Source organism: Gottfriedia sp. NPDC058432, from assembly GCF_042721555.1.
Classification (GTDB): Bacteria; Bacillota; Bacilli; order Bacillales; family Bacillaceae_G; genus Gottfriedia.
The window spans coordinates 54,922-71,470 of record NZ_JBHXLC010000018.1; the positions used below are offsets into that span (position 1 = coordinate 54,922).

Sequence of the window (16,549 nt, forward strand, 5' to 3'; positions counted from 1 at the left end):
CTTTCTTAAAATATAAATTTAGTTAAAATTATTCGAATAATTTACTTCCAAAAACATGCTTCTCTAAATTTGATAATCTTTTTAGAACATCAGTATTCGTATTATTAAAAGGTGATGGTGGAGGTGTAGCTGTGTTCTTTTGATCCTCCAACAATTTTTTATATTTTGCATTTTCTTGTTGTAGGGCTACGATTTGATTTTGAAACGATTCATAATCTTTAATGATCGTGTCTAAGTATTGATCCACTTCCTCTTGATTATATCCTCGCATCGAAACTTTAAACTCTTTATTTAGGATATCTTTTATACTTAGTTTTATTTTTGTTGCTTCCATGTGTGTCACCCCAAAACATTTAGAAATATTTACCTTCTATTTTTTCAAAGTCTTCATAAATTGTCAATTATCTATTCTATATTTCCCTATATTTATTATCATCATTCTCAAATGACTCTTCTGCAATCACTTGTAAATCGTCAAATGTGATGATTTCTACAGGATAATTAAATAGTTCATTTTTCTTGTGTGCTAAATCATATAAATACCTAGGACTTCCTTCTTTTTCATTATCGTAAAATAAAATACATCCATCACTTTTACTAACTAAAAATTCATTTTTTGCTTTTAACTGTATTGGAGATTCGTATGGTTTTCTTGAAATTGAGTCGACGTGATCTGCCCCAATTAAGATTTCATTATAATATTCTTTATTTGCTTCATTCCAATTTTTCTCTTGATCTTCGTAGGGTGTAAAAATACCCAGCTTTAACTCAGGATACTCAAGCTGAAGTTCGAATACTACTTCTGCGGCCCATAATTCGGTACCCATTTGCCCTGAAATAATAATCCATTCTAATTCATCTATAAATAAAATTATTTTATTTTTTATTGCTTTTTTTATGTATTTAACTGCATCATGTTTATTCGAAAAAATTCCTAATTCAAATGATTTATAACCAGATATAAGTAGTATCTTCATATTACCTCACAATAATAAATTAGGAAGAACTAAAAGTTCTTCCACAAATTAAATTTTATTTTATTAAATACTCTGCTGTATTTCAAATATTTAGTAACAAATAAAAATTGTAAGTATAATTTTATCTCGCAAAAATCATTAATTTAAATAATATTCAAATGTAGAAATTTATATTGAGGGAATCTAATATTTAACTTTACTTTAGTAGTCATTAGCTTAGTGGAAATCAACTATTAAGACAATTTAAGATCAATATTTCAATATTTGATTGCTGCTCATAGAGGATATTTTGTTCCCTTTTAGATTAGTTATTATGTTAGGAATATTATTGTTAAAATTTTTTCGTAGAAATTTTACTTAAGATAAAATTACATATAAGGCTTGTTTAAAACTAGTAAAAATAATTAATGTTAATGTAATTGTGAAAAAAAATAAAAAAAGTATTTTGTTCAAATTTATCCTCTCCAATATCCTAAATATACTTTAATGTCAACTTTTTTATTTTATTAGGTTTGAACATATTTCACAACAATAAAATTAATAATGATTAAAAGTTTAAATATTCTGATTTTTGCGAGTATAGACAATGATTGCCGAAAGCATTTTATTCCTTTAAAATGAGTTATGAAATCGTTTTAAATTATAGATAAAATTTAGATTAATGCAATACAAGGAGTAAAAAATGATTAACAAAAATTCCCCAATACCAATTTATCACCAATTATTAGAATACATAAAATGTAAAATCGCATCAGGTGAATACCCCGCTGATGAATTAATTCCATCAGAAAGAGAGTTTTCAGAGAAATTCCAAATATCTCGCATGACCGTTCGACAAGCATTAAATAATTTAGTTCAAGAAGGAATTGTCTATAGGCAAAAAGGTAAAGGTACATTTGTTAGTCGTCAACAAGTTGAAAAAAAAATTAGCAGATTAAATAGTTACACAGAAGAAATGATTGAAAGAGGTTTAAAACCAAGTAGTAGATTAATTCAATTTGATATCTTAAATTCTGATAAAGCATTATCTACTATACTTAAGATAAAAGAAAACGATCCCATTTATTTTATTAAACGAGTCCGATTAGCAGACTCAATTCCTATGTCGATTGAAAGTATTCATGTGTCATGTGATATAGCTCCAAACCTAAATCAAAGTGTTTTAGAAAAATCATTCTTTGATTATGTAAATGCCAATATTCCGGACCCTATTCAATATGCTGATCAATCGATTCAAGCTAGAATGCCTTCTGAAGAAGAAGCTCAATTATTAGAAATTCCGCCGAATTGTCCCGTATTAGCAATTTATCGTACAACCTATTTAAGAAGTGGCAAAGTTTTAGAATACGAATTGACTGTATACAGAGCGGACCGCTACAAACTTGTACATTCTTTATCTAGAAATGATTAATAGTAATAGAGATAAAAGTGTTATACAACGAAAAAAAGCCAGGGATTCCTGGCTTTTTTATTTAAAGAAAACCCCAATTTGTTTAAATAGTCCGCCTACTTGATTCATGGTATTCATCATTTGACCCGCAGTAGACATCATTTTAGGGACATCGTACGAACCGGAACCATTTTTAAATTGATTTAATATTGATGAAAACTGAAAAGATTGACCATTATTATTTTGTTGGTTTAATTTTTTTGGTTGAGTTGGATAAGGTGTACTTGGCGCAAACATTGGTGGAGTTGTAAATGGACCTTGTTGTAACATTTGTGCGTGTTGAGGTTGCATGGAATACTGGTGATTTTGAGGGCTAGTTAAATAGTTCGTTTGATTACCAAATTGTGAAGGATTCATTGGCATATGTGGATATTGATTTTGCATCATCCCGAAAAAATTAGGATCGTATTGGTACACTTGGTTATACGAAACAGCAGGATGTTGCATTGAAAACTGTTGTGGTGCTGCATACTGGATTTGACTTAATTGACCATAACTACTAGTTTGTATTGATGGTCCCCCATAAGGAGATGGCTCAATCATCTGTGATTGTTGGATTGGTTGTGGTGGTTGTGTTAGTTGAGTTGACGGTGTATGTTGTGTCTGTTGTGATTGAACTGGTGGTTGTTGAGTATTAATAGTAGGATTTTGGGAAAAAGGTTGAATTGTATTTCCATAGTAACGCTGATTTTCATTCGTTAATTGGTTCATTTCTGGATAATTAAAATTCTCATCAATCATTTGATTTTGTTTTCTAAACCACTCAAAGCTGTTATCTGAATGATTTGGAGGAAACATTTGAGATCCCATATTCTCACATCCATTATAAGTTTTCTCATTTATAAATATGTTACAAATGCCTATTCTGTTACTTCTATTATCTTATGCGCTATTTGTCATAATATGTCGGAAGTTTAAATTTTTAAAAAAATTTAAATCTTAAATATTTATGATACATTTTATATAGTTATACAAGTTGTTAATTAAATTTTAATGTTGGAGGGGTAATAATGACTTTACAAGAATTAAAGAGCAAGTTTATTTCATCAAAAAGTTTCGAACCAACTGACTTTAATCAATTAATGGACTTTTTACAACAAAATTACCTAAATGGTGAGGTTACTATTCAACATTACAGAGAATTAGTTAAAGAACTTGAACGTTTTGGCGCTTGTAAGCCAATTTAGTAAACGGGAATATTAATATTATAAGAAATAAAGCGATACACATTTACTAAATTGTAAAAGTGTATCGCTTTATTTAATTCCTTTTATTTACTTATACCTTCATTCAAATAAAACATCTTCTACTTATATATGATTATTAAATGTTAAATGCTAATTGTCTTCCTAAAAATGGTGTTGAAATCCAACTACCACCCTCTTTTGCTTGACTTACTTTCTTTTCAAAATGATGAAGATGCACTGTTGTTGACTGGATCTTATTTAAAAGTGAATTCTTTTCTTCATCACACTTTTGATCAATTCTTAAAGCTAAGGAGTGCTCAATAAATTCAACCTCATTTAAAAATTCATCAATTGCTCGAAAAAAATCTTCTCTTTGAATTAACTCCATACAGTTCAACTCCTCTTCCTAATTTTCTAAATTTTCTTTACAAAATAAATTCAACAACAGTTCATCTACCTCCTTCTTCACTGACAAAACTAGAACTATTTCGCTAAACAAAGTGAATAAAGGTATTTTCATCTATAATTTCGACAAAAAAACTTGTAACGTGGAACAGAATTGGGAAAGGTATATTACATGGAGGTGTTTCAAATGGCAAAAAACAAAAATGAAAAAAAGAAAAAGCAAGAAAAAAGTAAAAGTCAACAAACTGGTAATCCAAAATTAGATGGTCCTAATTTCCCTGCTACATAAATGTTGGGACACAATCGATTTGATTGACATTATTTCTATAAAATTTAAATGAAAAAAGCTAGCATTTATGTGCTAGCTTTTTTCAGAGTGTTGAAATATAAATCGGTCATTAATGAAAATGTACAATAAGTGAACAATGTATTAATGAATATAATATTCATTTTTGGAAGATCTCGAGGCTCAAGAATCTCGCCCCATGAAAAACGAGCATCTTGTAGTGGAAATCAATATCACACTACTCCTTTTACGAAAATTTGGTACTTAGTTGATAAGATCGTTTTTCAACAGCGTGAAAAACAGCTAGCATTATTATTGAAAAATCGATTTCAATTTTAACAACGAACTAAGTAGCTCTTGCTTAATTAAAAAAGATTCCTTAAAACTATCTCCACTCGTAACGATTTCATTTTCATACCATTCATTTAAAATTTTACTACTTGTGTACCAATCCTCCTCAACAGTTCGTGTGTGAGGGATCATTGGATAGACATCTCTTAATTTCGGATTATTTGAGCTTGTAATTCCAACTAACCCTTCGTAATCACTTCTACTGCCTGTGTGAATAGTTTGCGTAGCAAAATCGATAAACTCATTGTGTATATCTTCATGAAATAAAATAGAATATAATTGTTTCCCAATCTGTATCCTTTTCGATAAATCTTCAAATTGGAAAATAACAAGTCCATATAGTTCCCCATTACTTGATGGAAATATAACATAACTAAGTTTTAATTGTTCCTGGAGTTTAAATGCTAAAGAATTAAAAACTTCACTTTTAAAAAATTTATTTTGAATGACAGGTCTTTCAATCATATTTTGTTCGTTAATGATCAATGAATAGACCAGTCTTTTCTTATCTCGATCCGTCCAATATTTCTCCCATTCAATTTCCATAAAACTAGATACTGAAAAATATTTCAATAGGTAAAATAATGGCTTATTTTTTACTTTTGAATATTCAAAAAGAAGTAACTGTGGAAATGCATCTAAAAAAATAATCCAATTTGCACGTTCATACGTCATAAAAAGCTGTTTTCTTTGTTTTACACTTAGTCCATTAACGAATATTTCGTTTTCCAAATCAGTCATGTTATAGCCTGCATTACGTGATACCATACTTGCAAGAAAAGACCACTCTATTTCACTTTGTCTTAAAAAATATTCTTGGTATGCAATCGTTCTGGAAATATTATCAGCATTATATTTAACTGTTTCTTTCTTTATTAAATCAATAAGTTTTGCTTCTTCATGTGATAAATTGTGATTTTCTCTTCTTTTTTTTATGAAACCTTTCCAGCTTTCATGGTTTGCATTCATTGACTCACCCCAAGCAATCTGGTATTTTTTTACACGAACATCTGTTTTAGTGCTATAATACGAGTTGTATGTAAATTAAGGTGGAGTTGGTTTTATGACAATAAGTTATCCAAATCGAAGAAATAATGTAGTTCAAAAAAGTCAAAAAAATAACGAAATACAAGTAAAATCAAATAATACTTATAGTAATCGCGGAATGTCACTTGAAGATGATTTAAATGCTACTAATACGTATTATTTATCAAATAACATCGCAAACATACATAAAAAACCAACACCTGTACAAATCGTAAAAGTAGACTATCCAAAAAGAAGCGCTGCAGTTATTAGAGAGGCCTATTTTAAACAGCCTTCAACAACCGACTATAATGGCATCTATAAAGGGAAGTATATTGATTTTGAAGCCAAGGAAACGAATAATAAGACTAGTTTTCCTTTACAAAATTTCCATTTACACCAAATAGAGCATATGGAAAATGTACTGAATCACGGTGGAATTTCGTTTGTCATATTAAAATTTTCATTATATAATGAAATTTATTTTATGAAAGCAACTGATATTCTTACCTTTTGGAAAAGGCAAACAGATGGTGGAAGAAAATCAATATCTAGAGAAGAATGCAAAGAGTATGGAACGTTACTTAAACCAAGTTATCCAATCATTGTTCCTTACTTAAAATGTATCGATGAACTTTTTGTAATTTAATATTTTAATAAATTCATTAAGTTCATTTGAAAGGCAGGAGAAACAAAAAAATGGCAAAAGAGTATAGTTCTCGACAAGAACGAAAACAATTGGAAATGGAAAAGCCTTCAAATGTAAAACCAAAAAAACGTGAAGGTTTATGGAAAAAGATTACATTAACAATATTAACTTTAGCGGTACTTTGTATTCTTGGGGGAGTTGGGACTTTCTATTATTTAGTAAGTGATGCTCCTAAACTTGATGAATCAAAGCTAAAAGTACCTTTATCGTCTACGATTCTAGATAAAAATGGGAATGTTATTGCGGAACTAGGAACAGAACAAAGAACAAAAGTTTCATATAACGAGATTCCTAAAGTAGTAGAAGATGCTTTTATTGCTACTGAGGACGTACGTTTTTATAAGCATAAAGGTGTTGATATCCGCCGTGTGCTTGGCGCAGTTTTAGCTAATATTACTGGTGGATTTGGATCACAAGGTGGTAGTACGATTACTCAACAAGTTGTCAAAAACTCATTCTTGTCTCCACAAAAAACAATTAAACGTAAAGTACAAGAATGGTATTTATCATTCCAGCTTGAACAAAAATATTCTAAACAACAAATTTTAGAAATGTATTTAAATAAAGTTTACTTCTCAAATGGTTTAAAAGGCCGCGGAGTTTATGGTGTAGCAAAAGCAAGTGAAACATATTTTAGTAAAGATTTATCGAAAATTACATTACCTGAAGCAGCTACACTTGCTGGTATGGTACAAAGTCCAAATAACTACAATCCAGCAAAACATCCAGCTCAATCAGAAGCTAGAAGAAATGTTGTATTAAGTCAAATGAAAAAATATGGTTACATCACTAAGGAACAATATGATAGTGCAAAAGCAATTCCTGAGAAATCATTAGTTAAAGTTCATGAAAGTGGCCAAACAAAGTACCAAGCATTCATTGATGTAGTTATGGATGAGGTTAAAAAATACGGTGATGCAGATATAAATACAGATGGATTAACAATTGAAACAACTTTAGATCCTAAAGCACAAGATAAAGCAGATGAAATTATTAATCGAGGATCTGAATTTTATCCAAGCGATGATTTCCAAACTGGTTTTGTACTAACTGACACTAAAACAGGTGAAATTAAAGCTGTAGGTGCTGGAAGAAACACAACTAGTGGTGGTCTAAACTTTGCAACAGATATTAAAAGACAACCTGGTTCAACTATTAAACCAATCCTTGACTACGGTCCTGCGATTCAATATTTAAAATGGTCTACTAATCATCAACTTGTTGATGAACCATATCAATATTCTGATGGAACACCTATTCGAAACGCTGATAAATCTTATAAAGGTAAATTATCGATTCGTAAGGCGTTAATCGGTTCAAGAAATATTCCTGCTTTAAAAACAATGCAGCAAGTTGGATTAGATAAATCACGTGAATTTGGTAACGGACTTGGATTTAACTTCCAAAAGAACAGTTTTTACGAGTCTCATGCAATCGGTGGATTTACAGGTGTATCTGCAATGGAAATGGCAGGTGCATATGCAGCCTTCGGTAATGGCGGTGTTTATATAAAACCACATGCTGTTACGAAAATAATCTATCAAGATAAAACTGAAAAAGTATTATCTCCTGAACCAAAACAAGCAATGAGTGATTACACTGCATATATGATTACAGATATGCTACGTGATGTTGTTAAGGCTCCAGGTGGTACGGGTGGTAGAGCAAATGTACCTGGTCTTGATATGGCAGGTAAAACTGGTACTACAAACTACCCACAAGAAGTAAAAGACAAGTATGGCTTCCCTTCAAACGCAACTCGAGATAGTTGGTTTGTTGGTTATACTCCAGATGTTACTGTTTCGGTATGGACTGGATATGAGAAAAATAAAGAAGGTCATTATTTAAGTAAAACATCAACAAATTTAGCTAAATATATCGCTAGAGATATGTTGGCAGCAACAGCTGATCGTTCATCTGCGTTCCATAAACCAAGTTCAGTTGTAAATGTTCAAAACGAATTATATATTAAAGGTGAAAAAATGGATGATCTTCCTACACCAGATACATTAGATTCAGCTAAAAATGTTACAGCGAAATATGATGAAAAAACGAGCAGTGTTTCGTTAAATTGGCAGTATCCTGCTGAGTTACTTGCTTCTACTACTTTTGAAGTAAACTATGATATAAACGGTGTTAAAGGCCAAACTCAAAAAGTAAATGGTACATCAGCAAAAATTAATGGTATTGTAGCTGGAAACAAAGTAAAAATTACGATCGTAGCAACTAATGGCGATACAAAGAGTGCTGCGGTTACTGTTACAGTCGATTTAACTACTACAGAAGAGCCAACTACCCCACCAGCTGATAATAACGGTAATGGTAACGGTAACGGTAATGGCAACGGTAACGGTAATGGCAACGGTAACGGTAATGGCAACGGTAACGGTAATGGCAACGATAACGGCAATGGTAACGGTAATGGTAACGGTAATGGTAACGGTAACGGTAATGGTAATGGTAACGGTAATGGTAATGGTAATGGTAATGGTAATGGTAATGGTAACGGTAATGGTAACGGTAATGGTAATGGTAATGGTAATGGTACTGGTACTGGTGACGGCACTGGTACTGGAACTGGTGATGGAACCGGTACTGGAACTGGTGATGGCAAAGGTGACGGCACTGGTGATGGTAATACAAATCCAACTACACCACCTACTACACCAGATCCAAATAAACCATCAAAACCAACAAATACGAATCCAACTTCGTATAACTCAGATTCATACTCTAATAATCGATTTAATAAGTTGGAACGTAATATTATTGCATAAATTAAAAACCTCCTCATTTTTTGAGGAGGTTTTGCTATGTAACTATTCTAAAATAAATCCCCTTGCCTTTCTTTTTATTAAGTCCGAGAATTTCCAATTTACTCTAAACTAAAATAAACCTCCTCATCTTGAGGAGGTTTTGCTATGTAATTAATCTAATTAAATCTTCTTGCCTTTCCATATATTAAGCTTGAGAATTGGCAATTTACTCTAAATCTAAAATATTGCTCCTCATCTTGAGGAGGTTATATTTTGCTTATAATAAAGCTTTTCTAACTCCGTATATAAGCCAGAAAGTTGAATAAATGAGTGATAGTGATCAGGTTGATTTAATACAAAACTAATTCGCTCGTCTAAATTGATTGGCTTAATCTTTAATTTATCTAACTCAAGTAATAAATTATTTAAATTAAGCAGCATTTGGCCGTTTATCCATGTAAGAATTGTTATAAAATTAGCTAACCCTCTTATCATTGGCTCACACGCAAGTTTTCGATTCCGTTGTTTAAAGTAGTTAGAAATGTGTTTTGATTCTTCTTTCCACTCAATAAACATTTGTTTAATAATCTCTTCACTTTCATTCGGTATATTTGAGCTCTTATTAACTAGAATCTGATTGCTTTCATAAAAAAACGGTTTATTTTTAATTTTAATTTCTTCATTTATTAGTTCATTAGAATTGTTTTTATAAAATGGCGTAACGATAAAATCCTTATATATACTATTTGTCATTTACTTTCTTCACTTTCATTCGTTTTTTTCCTTCTCTACACATTTCAAGTAAAGGACATACCTCACAACTCGGTCTTTGAGCTTTACAATGGTATCTACCAAAAAATATTAGACGATGATGAGTTACTCCCCATTCTTCGATAGGAACTTTTTTCATTAATGTCTCTTCTACTTCTAAAACAGAATCTTTCCAACGACATATAGCTAATCTTTTTGAAACTCTCTCTACATGAGTATCAACTGCGATTGCTGGAATATTAAATGCGACAGACATTACAACATTAGCTGTCTTTCTACCAACTCCAGGCAATTTTACCAGCTCTTCTCTAGTACGTGGAACTTCTCCATTAAAATCATTAATAATCATTTCACTTAATTTCTGGATATTTTTTGCTTTGTTCCTAAAAAGTCCAATAGAGCGAATATCATTTTGTAATTCCTCTAAAGAAACATTTAAATAATCCTTAGGTTCTTTATATTTTTCAAATAGGTTTTTTGTCACTTTATTTACTAAAACATCAGTACATTGAGCAGATAAAGCTACCGCTACTACTAATTCAAACGGATTCTTATGGTTTAATTCACAATGTGCATCTGGGAACATTTCACCCATTATTTTTAGTACTTCATTTATTTGTTGCTTATTTAACATTTCAAAACACTCCTTACTAAACAAAAGCGAGGAGCATGTCCTCGCTTCAGACTGCCCGCCAACCGCTCGCTTTCTTCGTTACTTCGCCTGTCTGCGGTGCTCATTACCGTTTAGGTAATTCCGCTCCTCACCAGGCTTCGTGCCTCGAAAGACAAGCGCTTTCAATCAGTCTGAAAATCAAATTTTTGGTACATTTTTTACACAATAAAGCGAGGAGCATGTCCTCGCTTTATTTTTCAAGCCAATTATAAAAAGGAATTGATCCTGTATACTTTGTTTCGTTTTGTGGTTCTCTTGTTTCTTTTTTTCTAAAATGCTTACTATAATTCATTGCTTGATCTACTTGCTTAATTCCGTTTTTCTTCCACTCAAAAAGAATACGATCTATATAACGAAAATTTAATTTCCCACTTATAACTGCTTCTTTCAGTGCAGTTTTGATTAGTTTTTCATTATGATCATCTTGGTCCATCCACATTGTTAAAGTTTCAATCTCAAAAGGGGACAATAATCTACCAAATTCTTTTTCAAATACTAAGTAAATTGATTCCTCTTCTTGTTCAATAATTGAAGGAATAGTATGTGTTTCTTTTGATTGTTGACCATTTTGGGTAATATTAACTAATTTTAACCATAATGGAGAAAGTGAATATGCCTCACATCGTAAGTTATGTTGGTCAATTTCTTCCGTAATTTCTAATAAACCTTTTTTAAGAAGTTCTCGAATAACTTCCATACATTTTTGTTCATTTATTGACATAATTTTTGCTAATTGAGTAGGTGTTGGAAACGTATGACCTTGTTGTTGAAAAGAGTAAAGCTGTAGAATCATGACTAGTTCTTCTTCATTTATGTTTAAAGAAGAATAATGACTGAGAAGTATATTTGGAATGCTAATATTCCCAAATTGAATCCAGTTTAGAATGCTATTATTATTCACTTCGAACACCTCTAGCATAGTATAGCATGATTACATAAAATATACAGTAAAAGAAACTCGTGAAATAAAAATAAATAGAGGCATGGAAATCACACCTCTATTATAGTATATCTATTTAATATTTAAAAAACCAACTAATAAATTATTTAATTAAGGATATAGTCTGTTAAATATATTGTGAATGGTTTTGCTTATTGTATTATTAAATCACACAAAAATGTCTACTGAAAAAAGCTAAGCATACGCTTAGCTTCATTGTTAAAAATAGAGATTCCCATGGATAGGAATTAACTTAAGATACTTGCTTTCATAAATTGTTCAATGCGTTCTAAAGCTTTATCTAACTGTACTTGAGATGTTGCATATGATAAGCGAATATTATCAGGTGAACCAAAGCCTGAACCAGGTATTACCGCAACATTAGCTTTTTCAAGTAATTCAGTAGAGAATTTATCTACATTTTGATATCCAGCCATTTTAGCTGCCTCAGTCACATTTGGGAATAAATAAAATGCACCATTCGGTTTAACACAGCTAAATCCTGGAATTGAAATTAAGCGCTCATAAGTTTTATTTAAACGATCTTCAAACGCTACTCTCATTTCTTCAATAGGACCATCGCCTAACTCATATGCTTTAATCGTAGCGATTTGGGCCATTGTAGTAGGATTCGAAGTAGAGTGACTAGCAAGATTTGTCATCGCATTGATTATTTCCTTATTACCAACAGCATAACCAATTCTCCATCCTGTCATTGAATGAGATTTTGATACTCCATTGATAATAATCGTTTGCTCTTTAAGCTCTGGGCTTAATGAAGCAATTGAAACATGCTTTGCACCATCATATACTAATTTCTCATATATTTCGTCAGATACGATTAATATATCATGTTTTAAACAAATCTCTCCGATTGCTTTTAATTCTTGCTCATCATAAATCATACCAGTTGGATTACTTGGTGAGTTTATAATGATCGCTTTTGTATTCTCTGTAATTGCTGCTTCGATTTGTTCAGGTGTTACTTTAAATTGTTGATGTTCATATCCTTCAATAAATACTGGCACACCTTCTGCTAATATAACTTGCTCAGGATAGCTTACCCAGTAAGGTGTCGGAATAATAACTTCGTGACCAGGGTCTAAAATTGCTTGGAAAAGTGTGTAAAGTGCATGTTTTGCACCATTTGTTACAACAACCTCTCCCGGAGAATAAGTTAATCCTTGATCTTTTAATAACTTATCACAAATAGTTTTTCTTAAGGCTGGTAAACCGTTTGAAGGAGTATATTTTGTTTGGCCGTTAAGCATTGCTGAATAAGCTGCTTCAATAATTTCAATTGGTGTATTAAAATCAGGTTCACCTGCTCCTAATCCTATTACATCAATTCCTTGATCTTTCATCTCTTTTGCTTTTGCTGTAATAGCTAGTGTTGTAGATGGTGTTAGTGCACTTACTCTTTTTGCTAGTTTCATCTTGTTAATTTCCCCCTAAATACTATAACGTTTTAAAAGCTCTCCATTTTCGAAAGCAGCGTAGTAAAAATTATATCGGCCGTTTTGGTCTATATATACTACTTCCCAAAGTGGTATTTTGTTCTCTATTCCTAACTTTACTTTATGTATTTTTTTTGGGTTTCTCTCACTGACTACTTTGTCAATGATTTGTTTTTGGGTCAATCCTTCACTTTTCTTTCGTGTAATAACTTCTCCATCCTGTACCCACGCAATCATTTCATTATTTGCATCATCTTTACCACTTACAACGATTGCTTGTTCTTTTCCATGGAAATAATCTGAAGTTTCCACAGATTTTAAATACCCTTGATTTAATACAAGCTCTTCGGCATGTTTTTTATCATCATTTAGCTTTGAAATTGATGATTGATATGTGGCGATTAAAAATAATGAAAGAAAAATGATGCTTAATCCAAGGATGACTAACCATTTTTTCATATATACCTCATTTATGTTCGATAAATTGTAAATACCGCATATTCTTGATCTTCTTTATCAAGTGCAAGTCCAAACATTAAATCTTTTTCTTTTAAAGTACGATTTAAACTATCAACAATTTTGTATAAATCTCTAGTATATTCAATTTTTGTTGTTGATAATACTTCAATATTTGAATTCATGTTGCTCCTCCTAAAAATGTATTATAAATACATTACAATTTATGTCATTATACCACACGTCTAGCCTGAAATCCCCTACTATTCTCATGCTAAATTTTGAAAAACTACTAAAAATCTTTTAATAATTCATCAATTGTATTTATTTTTATTTTATTTTTTGGGATTAACTTTAAAAATTCTCCACCATAGCTAGTATTTATTATGCGATTATCTAAAACAAATAATGAACCTTGATCTTTTTCATTTCGAATTAGACGACCATAACCTTGTCTAAACTTAAATACGGCTAATGGTAAAGCCAAACTTGAGAAAGAATTTTCTCCAGCTTTTTTTAATAAATTTGATTTAGCAATAAACATAGGCTTTTCAGGGTTTGTAAACGGTAAGCGTACAATGATTAAACAATCTAATTCTTCATTAGGTAGGTCAATTCCTTCCCAAAAAGTGTTCGTACCTAATAAAATTGTTTGTTTAGATTGTAAAAACTGTTTTATTAACTTTTGTTTTCCTCCAGGAGAAACACCTTGAGCTAATACAGATGAATTCAGTGAATCAAAATTTTGTATTAATTGATCATAAGTCTGTTTTAATAAATCAAAAGCTGTAAATAAAACTAATGTTCTACCTTTTATTTCGGTAACAATTTTACGAATTGTATTCGAAGTTTGTAATGCATACTCTTCTTGTGTGATTTCTTTTATTCCCATTAAATCTGATGGAATATACACTTTCATCCCTTGGGCAAAATCATTTGGGACGGGGTATATTTTTTCAACGACATTAATATTTTCACTAATTCCTAATGATGACTTTATAAATGAGAAGGATGAATCAATCGACATCGTTGCAGACGTTAGTATGATTGAATTTTTGCCACTAATTAAATAATTTTGTATTAAATCTGCATTTTCAACTTTCTCACAATAAAGCATCGTTGTATGGAATGAGCCTTTTGCCTCAGTTTCCATCCAGCAAATATAATGTTCATTTTTATCGAATAATATTTCATAAAGACCATTTTTCATGCTTTTTAATTGTTCAATAATCATTTTAAATTCTGAAACGATTGAACGATGAAACGCTGATCCCTTTTTCTCTTCAATTAAATTCAAATATTGCTCGCAACCCGTGAATAAAGTATTATTCACATGAATTAATCTATTTGCACATTCTTGAATAACCTTCCAATTTTGGCTAGCAGTATTTTTATCACTTAGTGTAATTGATTGTCTAATGTTTTCTTTATCAAACTCATTTTGTTTACTTAAAATAAAATCACGTAATAATCTAAATAACTCATCAGATTCATACTTTATTTCTTTTACTAAATGATCAACTTTTTTCCACCATTTTTCACGATTAGGTATTCCCTCATCAAATTTATATAATCGGTGAACAAGTTCATTACTATCAGTAGTACTTAATCTACTTAAATATTGATAATATTTTAAGCATGAAAAAGTGATTCCAAAAGTTTTTGATGCAGTCTCTTCAAGAGCATGTGCCTCATCAATTACAATCGTTTTGACAGAATTAATAAAGTGATCTTTATTTTTTAAAGTCGATAATAAATAAGCATGGTTTGTAATAATTATATCGGCTAACATTAATTGATTTTTAGCCCTTTGATAAAAACATTTATGAAACCAAGGATTTGTTCTTTTATTTTCACTTTCTTCGTTACAACAAACACGGTCCCATAAATGTAAGCCACCTGAAGGAAGTGATAATTCATCTAATTCTCCATTTTCAGTTTCAGTTAACCAAACTGTTATCATAGCTTTAGATAAAATACTATCGTAATTATCATCAAATTGTTCGCCAACAATATATTCGAATTTATGAAGACATAGATAATTTCTTTTACTTTGTATAGAAGCTATTTTTAACTGAAAAGGTACAATTTTTTCAATCGTCTTTATATGTTTTTTAAGTAATTGTTTTTGTAATGAGATCGTACTTGTACTAATGACAACTTGTTTGCCGAATTGTTTTGAGAAAAATGCTGATGGAATTAAATACCCAAATGTTTTGCCTACACCTGTTCCAGCCTCAGCTAAGAGAATATTATTCTGACTAAATGCATCGAACACATCATGCATATATGCAAATTGTTCTTCTCTTTTTATAAAGTTTGGAATTTCCACAGCCATCTGATCTACAAGTTCACGCTTAAGATGCTCGTCGAATTCAACGAAATCTTCTTCCTCTTGTGGTAAACTAAAGCTTCTTTTTTTAATGGCGATTCGTCTAAATTCTTCATAATCAACAGTTTCATTTGAAAATGATTCAGATTGCTTTTGAAGTATTTCCGAAATATAGTATGTAATGTCGCTTTTAAAACTTGTGCTAAGTTTTTCTAATATTTTTAATGATGCATATGGTAAGCTTTCAAGTTTTTTTAATAAAATTGTTAATAATTCGGCAGTTACTTCAGCATCACTATCAGCTTGATGAGGATTTTCATGTTCAATATTAAATACTTTTGCTAAATCAGATAATTTATAACTAGTTAAAGTTGGATATAAAATTCTTGTTAACTCCACTGTATCAATAGCTAACGGTGAAATTTTTGGTAAACCAATCCGCTCAAATTCTTTTTGCAAAAATGTTAAGTCAAAATGAACATTGTGTGCAACGAAATAGGCGTCATTAAACATCGGATATAATTCTTCAACTATTTGTTCAAATTGAGGAGCGTATTGAACCATTTCATCTGATATCCCTGTTAGTTCGGAAATAAATGTTGGAATATTCATGTTTGGATTTATAAAACTTGAAAATTGTTCAATAACTTCTCCATTTTCCAATAAAAAGGCTGCAATTTGAATAATTCGATCTTGACCTCTATTATTATTTCCGGTTGTTTCTAAGTCAACGACCACAAATTTATTCATATTTTGCCACCTCCAAATTCTCT

The 16,549-nt window shown here is 30.9% G+C and carries 16 protein-coding genes; 4 read left to right on the forward strand and 12 right to left on the reverse strand.

The window, feature by feature from the left end; translation table 11 throughout:
- Window positions 1-28 precede the first annotated feature (28 nt).
- Window positions 29-334: a cell division regulator GpsB gene (gpsB, locus tag ACFWM3_RS17135; protein WP_056466572.1), complete on the reverse strand. Its 306-nt coding sequence runs from the start codon at window positions 332-334 to the stop codon at window positions 29-31.
- 76 nt (window positions 335-410) lie between these two features.
- A complete protein-coding gene (locus tag ACFWM3_RS17140) occupies window positions 411-977 on the reverse strand; it encodes an SLOG family protein (RefSeq protein ID WP_056466574.1) in 567 nt (188 codons plus the stop codon).
- Window positions 978-1,659: 682 nt separating this feature from the next.
- Here ACFWM3_RS17140 and ACFWM3_RS17145 point away from each other — a divergent pair.
- Complete coding sequence (locus ACFWM3_RS17145) at window positions 1,660-2,388, forward strand: GntR family transcriptional regulator (protein WP_056466577.1); 729 nt, start codon at window positions 1,660-1,662, stop codon at window positions 2,386-2,388.
- Between the two features lie 57 nt (window positions 2,389-2,445).
- On the opposite strand, the gene ACFWM3_RS17150 is transcribed toward ACFWM3_RS17145, so the two are convergent.
- The gene (locus ACFWM3_RS17150; RefSeq protein WP_390312217.1) at window positions 2,446-3,237 is read right to left on the reverse strand and encodes a YppG family protein; all 792 of its coding nucleotides are present in this window, start codon (window positions 3,235-3,237) and stop codon (window positions 2,446-2,448) included.
- 200 nt (window positions 3,238-3,437) lie between these two features.
- On the opposite strand from ACFWM3_RS17150, the gene yppF reads away from it, so the two are divergent.
- Window positions 3,438-3,614, forward strand: coding sequence for a YppF family protein (gene yppF, locus ACFWM3_RS17155; RefSeq protein WP_082459337.1), 177 nt, complete (start codon window positions 3,438-3,440; stop codon window positions 3,612-3,614).
- 136 nt (window positions 3,615-3,750) lie between these two features.
- Here yppF and ACFWM3_RS17160 read toward each other — a convergent pair whose 3' ends face one another.
- Window positions 3,751-4,002 (reverse strand): hypothetical protein, encoded by a 252-nt coding sequence (locus ACFWM3_RS17160; protein ID WP_056466583.1) that lies wholly within the window; start codon window positions 4,000-4,002, stop codon window positions 3,751-3,753.
- Window positions 4,003-4,617: 615 nt separating this feature from the next.
- Window positions 4,618-5,625, reverse strand: coding sequence for a DUF2515 family protein (locus ACFWM3_RS17165; RefSeq protein WP_390312218.1), 1,008 nt, complete (start codon window positions 5,623-5,625; stop codon window positions 4,618-4,620).
- Window positions 5,626-5,719: 94 nt separating this feature from the next.
- Here ACFWM3_RS17165 and recU point away from each other — a divergent pair, with 94 nt between their 5' ends.
- Together recU and ACFWM3_RS17175 are read left to right on the forward strand one after the other, a co-directional pair.
- Window positions 5,720-6,331, forward strand: coding sequence for a Holliday junction resolvase RecU (gene recU / locus ACFWM3_RS17170; RefSeq protein ID WP_056466590.1), 612 nt, complete (start codon window positions 5,720-5,722; stop codon window positions 6,329-6,331).
- A 50-nt stretch (window positions 6,332-6,381) separates the two neighbouring features.
- Complete coding sequence (locus tag ACFWM3_RS17175) at window positions 6,382-9,168, forward strand: transglycosylase domain-containing protein (protein WP_390312219.1); 2,787 nt, start codon at window positions 6,382-6,384, stop codon at window positions 9,166-9,168.
- Between the two features lie 231 nt (window positions 9,169-9,399).
- Here the strand turns inward: ACFWM3_RS17175 and ACFWM3_RS17180 are convergent, their stop codons facing one another.
- The 7 genes from ACFWM3_RS17180 to dinG form a co-directional block, all read right to left on the reverse strand.
- Window positions 9,400-9,900 (reverse strand): YpoC family protein, encoded by a 501-nt coding sequence (locus ACFWM3_RS17180; RefSeq protein WP_390312220.1) that lies wholly within the window; start codon window positions 9,898-9,900, stop codon window positions 9,400-9,402.
- A complete protein-coding gene (gene nth / locus ACFWM3_RS17185) occupies window positions 9,890-10,552 on the reverse strand; it encodes an endonuclease III (RefSeq protein ID WP_390312221.1) in 663 nt (220 codons plus the stop codon). Before nth ends, ACFWM3_RS17180 begins: the two co-directional genes overlap by 11 nt.
- A gap of 229 nt (window positions 10,553-10,781) precedes the next feature.
- On the reverse strand, window positions 10,782-11,492 hold the full coding sequence (locus ACFWM3_RS17190; protein WP_353611567.1) for a DnaD domain-containing protein: 711 nt from the start codon (window positions 11,490-11,492) through the stop codon (window positions 10,782-10,784).
- 287 nt (window positions 11,493-11,779) lie between these two features.
- Window positions 11,780-12,967 (reverse strand): pyridoxal phosphate-dependent aminotransferase, encoded by a 1,188-nt coding sequence (locus ACFWM3_RS17195; RefSeq protein WP_390312222.1) that lies wholly within the window; start codon window positions 12,965-12,967, stop codon window positions 11,780-11,782.
- Between the two features lie 15 nt (window positions 12,968-12,982).
- The gene (locus ACFWM3_RS17200; RefSeq protein WP_056466609.1) at window positions 12,983-13,447 is read right to left on the reverse strand and encodes a cell wall elongation regulator TseB-like domain-containing protein; all 465 of its coding nucleotides are present in this window, start codon (window positions 13,445-13,447) and stop codon (window positions 12,983-12,985) included.
- An 11-nt stretch (window positions 13,448-13,458) separates the two neighbouring features.
- Window positions 13,459-13,629 carry a YpmA family protein gene (locus tag ACFWM3_RS17205; RefSeq protein WP_082459338.1) on the reverse strand — a complete coding sequence of 57 codons (171 nt, stop codon included), beginning with the start codon at window positions 13,627-13,629 and terminating at the stop codon, window positions 13,459-13,461.
- 107 nt (window positions 13,630-13,736) lie between these two features.
- A complete protein-coding gene (gene dinG, locus ACFWM3_RS17210; protein WP_390312223.1) occupies window positions 13,737-16,526 on the reverse strand; it encodes an ATP-dependent DNA helicase DinG in 2,790 nt (929 codons plus the stop codon).
- Between the last annotated feature and the right edge of the window lie 23 nt (window positions 16,527-16,549).

Excerpts from the sequence above, each read along its gene's own strand:
- gpsB (WP_056466572.1), bottom strand. The coding sequence starts at position 334 with ATGGAAGCAACAAAAATAAAACTAAGTATAAAAGATATCCTAAATAAA.
- ACFWM3_RS17140 (WP_056466574.1), bottom strand. The coding sequence starts at position 977 with ATGAAGATACTACTTATATCTGGTTATAAATCATTTGAATTAGGAATT.
- ACFWM3_RS17145 (WP_056466577.1), top strand. The coding sequence starts at position 1,660 with ATGATTAACAAAAATTCCCCAATACCAATTTATCACCAATTATTAGAA.
- ACFWM3_RS17150 (WP_390312217.1), bottom strand. The coding sequence starts at position 3,237 with ATGGGATCTCAAATGTTTCCTCCAAATCATTCAGATAACAGCTTTGAG.
- yppF (WP_082459337.1), top strand. The coding sequence starts at position 3,438 with ATGACTTTACAAGAATTAAAGAGCAAGTTTATTTCATCAAAAAGTTTC.
- ACFWM3_RS17160 (WP_056466583.1), bottom strand. The coding sequence starts at position 4,002 with ATGGAGTTAATTCAAAGAGAAGATTTTTTTCGAGCAATTGATGAATTT.
- ACFWM3_RS17165 (WP_390312218.1), bottom strand. The coding sequence starts at position 5,625 with ATGAATGCAAACCATGAAAGCTGGAAAGGTTTCATAAAAAAAAGAAGA.
- recU (WP_056466590.1), top strand. The coding sequence starts at position 5,720 with ATGACAATAAGTTATCCAAATCGAAGAAATAATGTAGTTCAAAAAAGT.
- ACFWM3_RS17175 (WP_390312219.1), top strand. The coding sequence starts at position 6,382 with ATGGCAAAAGAGTATAGTTCTCGACAAGAACGAAAACAATTGGAAATG.
- ACFWM3_RS17180 (WP_390312220.1), bottom strand. The coding sequence starts at position 9,900 with ATGACAAATAGTATATATAAGGATTTTATCGTTACGCCATTTTATAAA.
- nth (WP_390312221.1), bottom strand. The coding sequence starts at position 10,552 with ATGTTAAATAAGCAACAAATAAATGAAGTACTAAAAATAATGGGTGAA.
- ACFWM3_RS17195 (WP_390312222.1), bottom strand. The coding sequence starts at position 12,967 with ATGAAACTAGCAAAAAGAGTAAGTGCACTAACACCATCTACAACACTA.
- ACFWM3_RS17200 (WP_056466609.1), bottom strand. The coding sequence starts at position 13,447 with ATGAAAAAATGGTTAGTCATCCTTGGATTAAGCATCATTTTTCTTTCA.
- ACFWM3_RS17205 (WP_082459338.1), bottom strand. The coding sequence starts at position 13,629 with ATGAATTCAAATATTGAAGTATTATCAACAACAAAAATTGAATATACT.
- dinG (WP_390312223.1), bottom strand. The coding sequence starts at position 16,526 with ATGAATAAATTTGTGGTCGTTGACTTAGAAACAACCGGAAATAATAAT.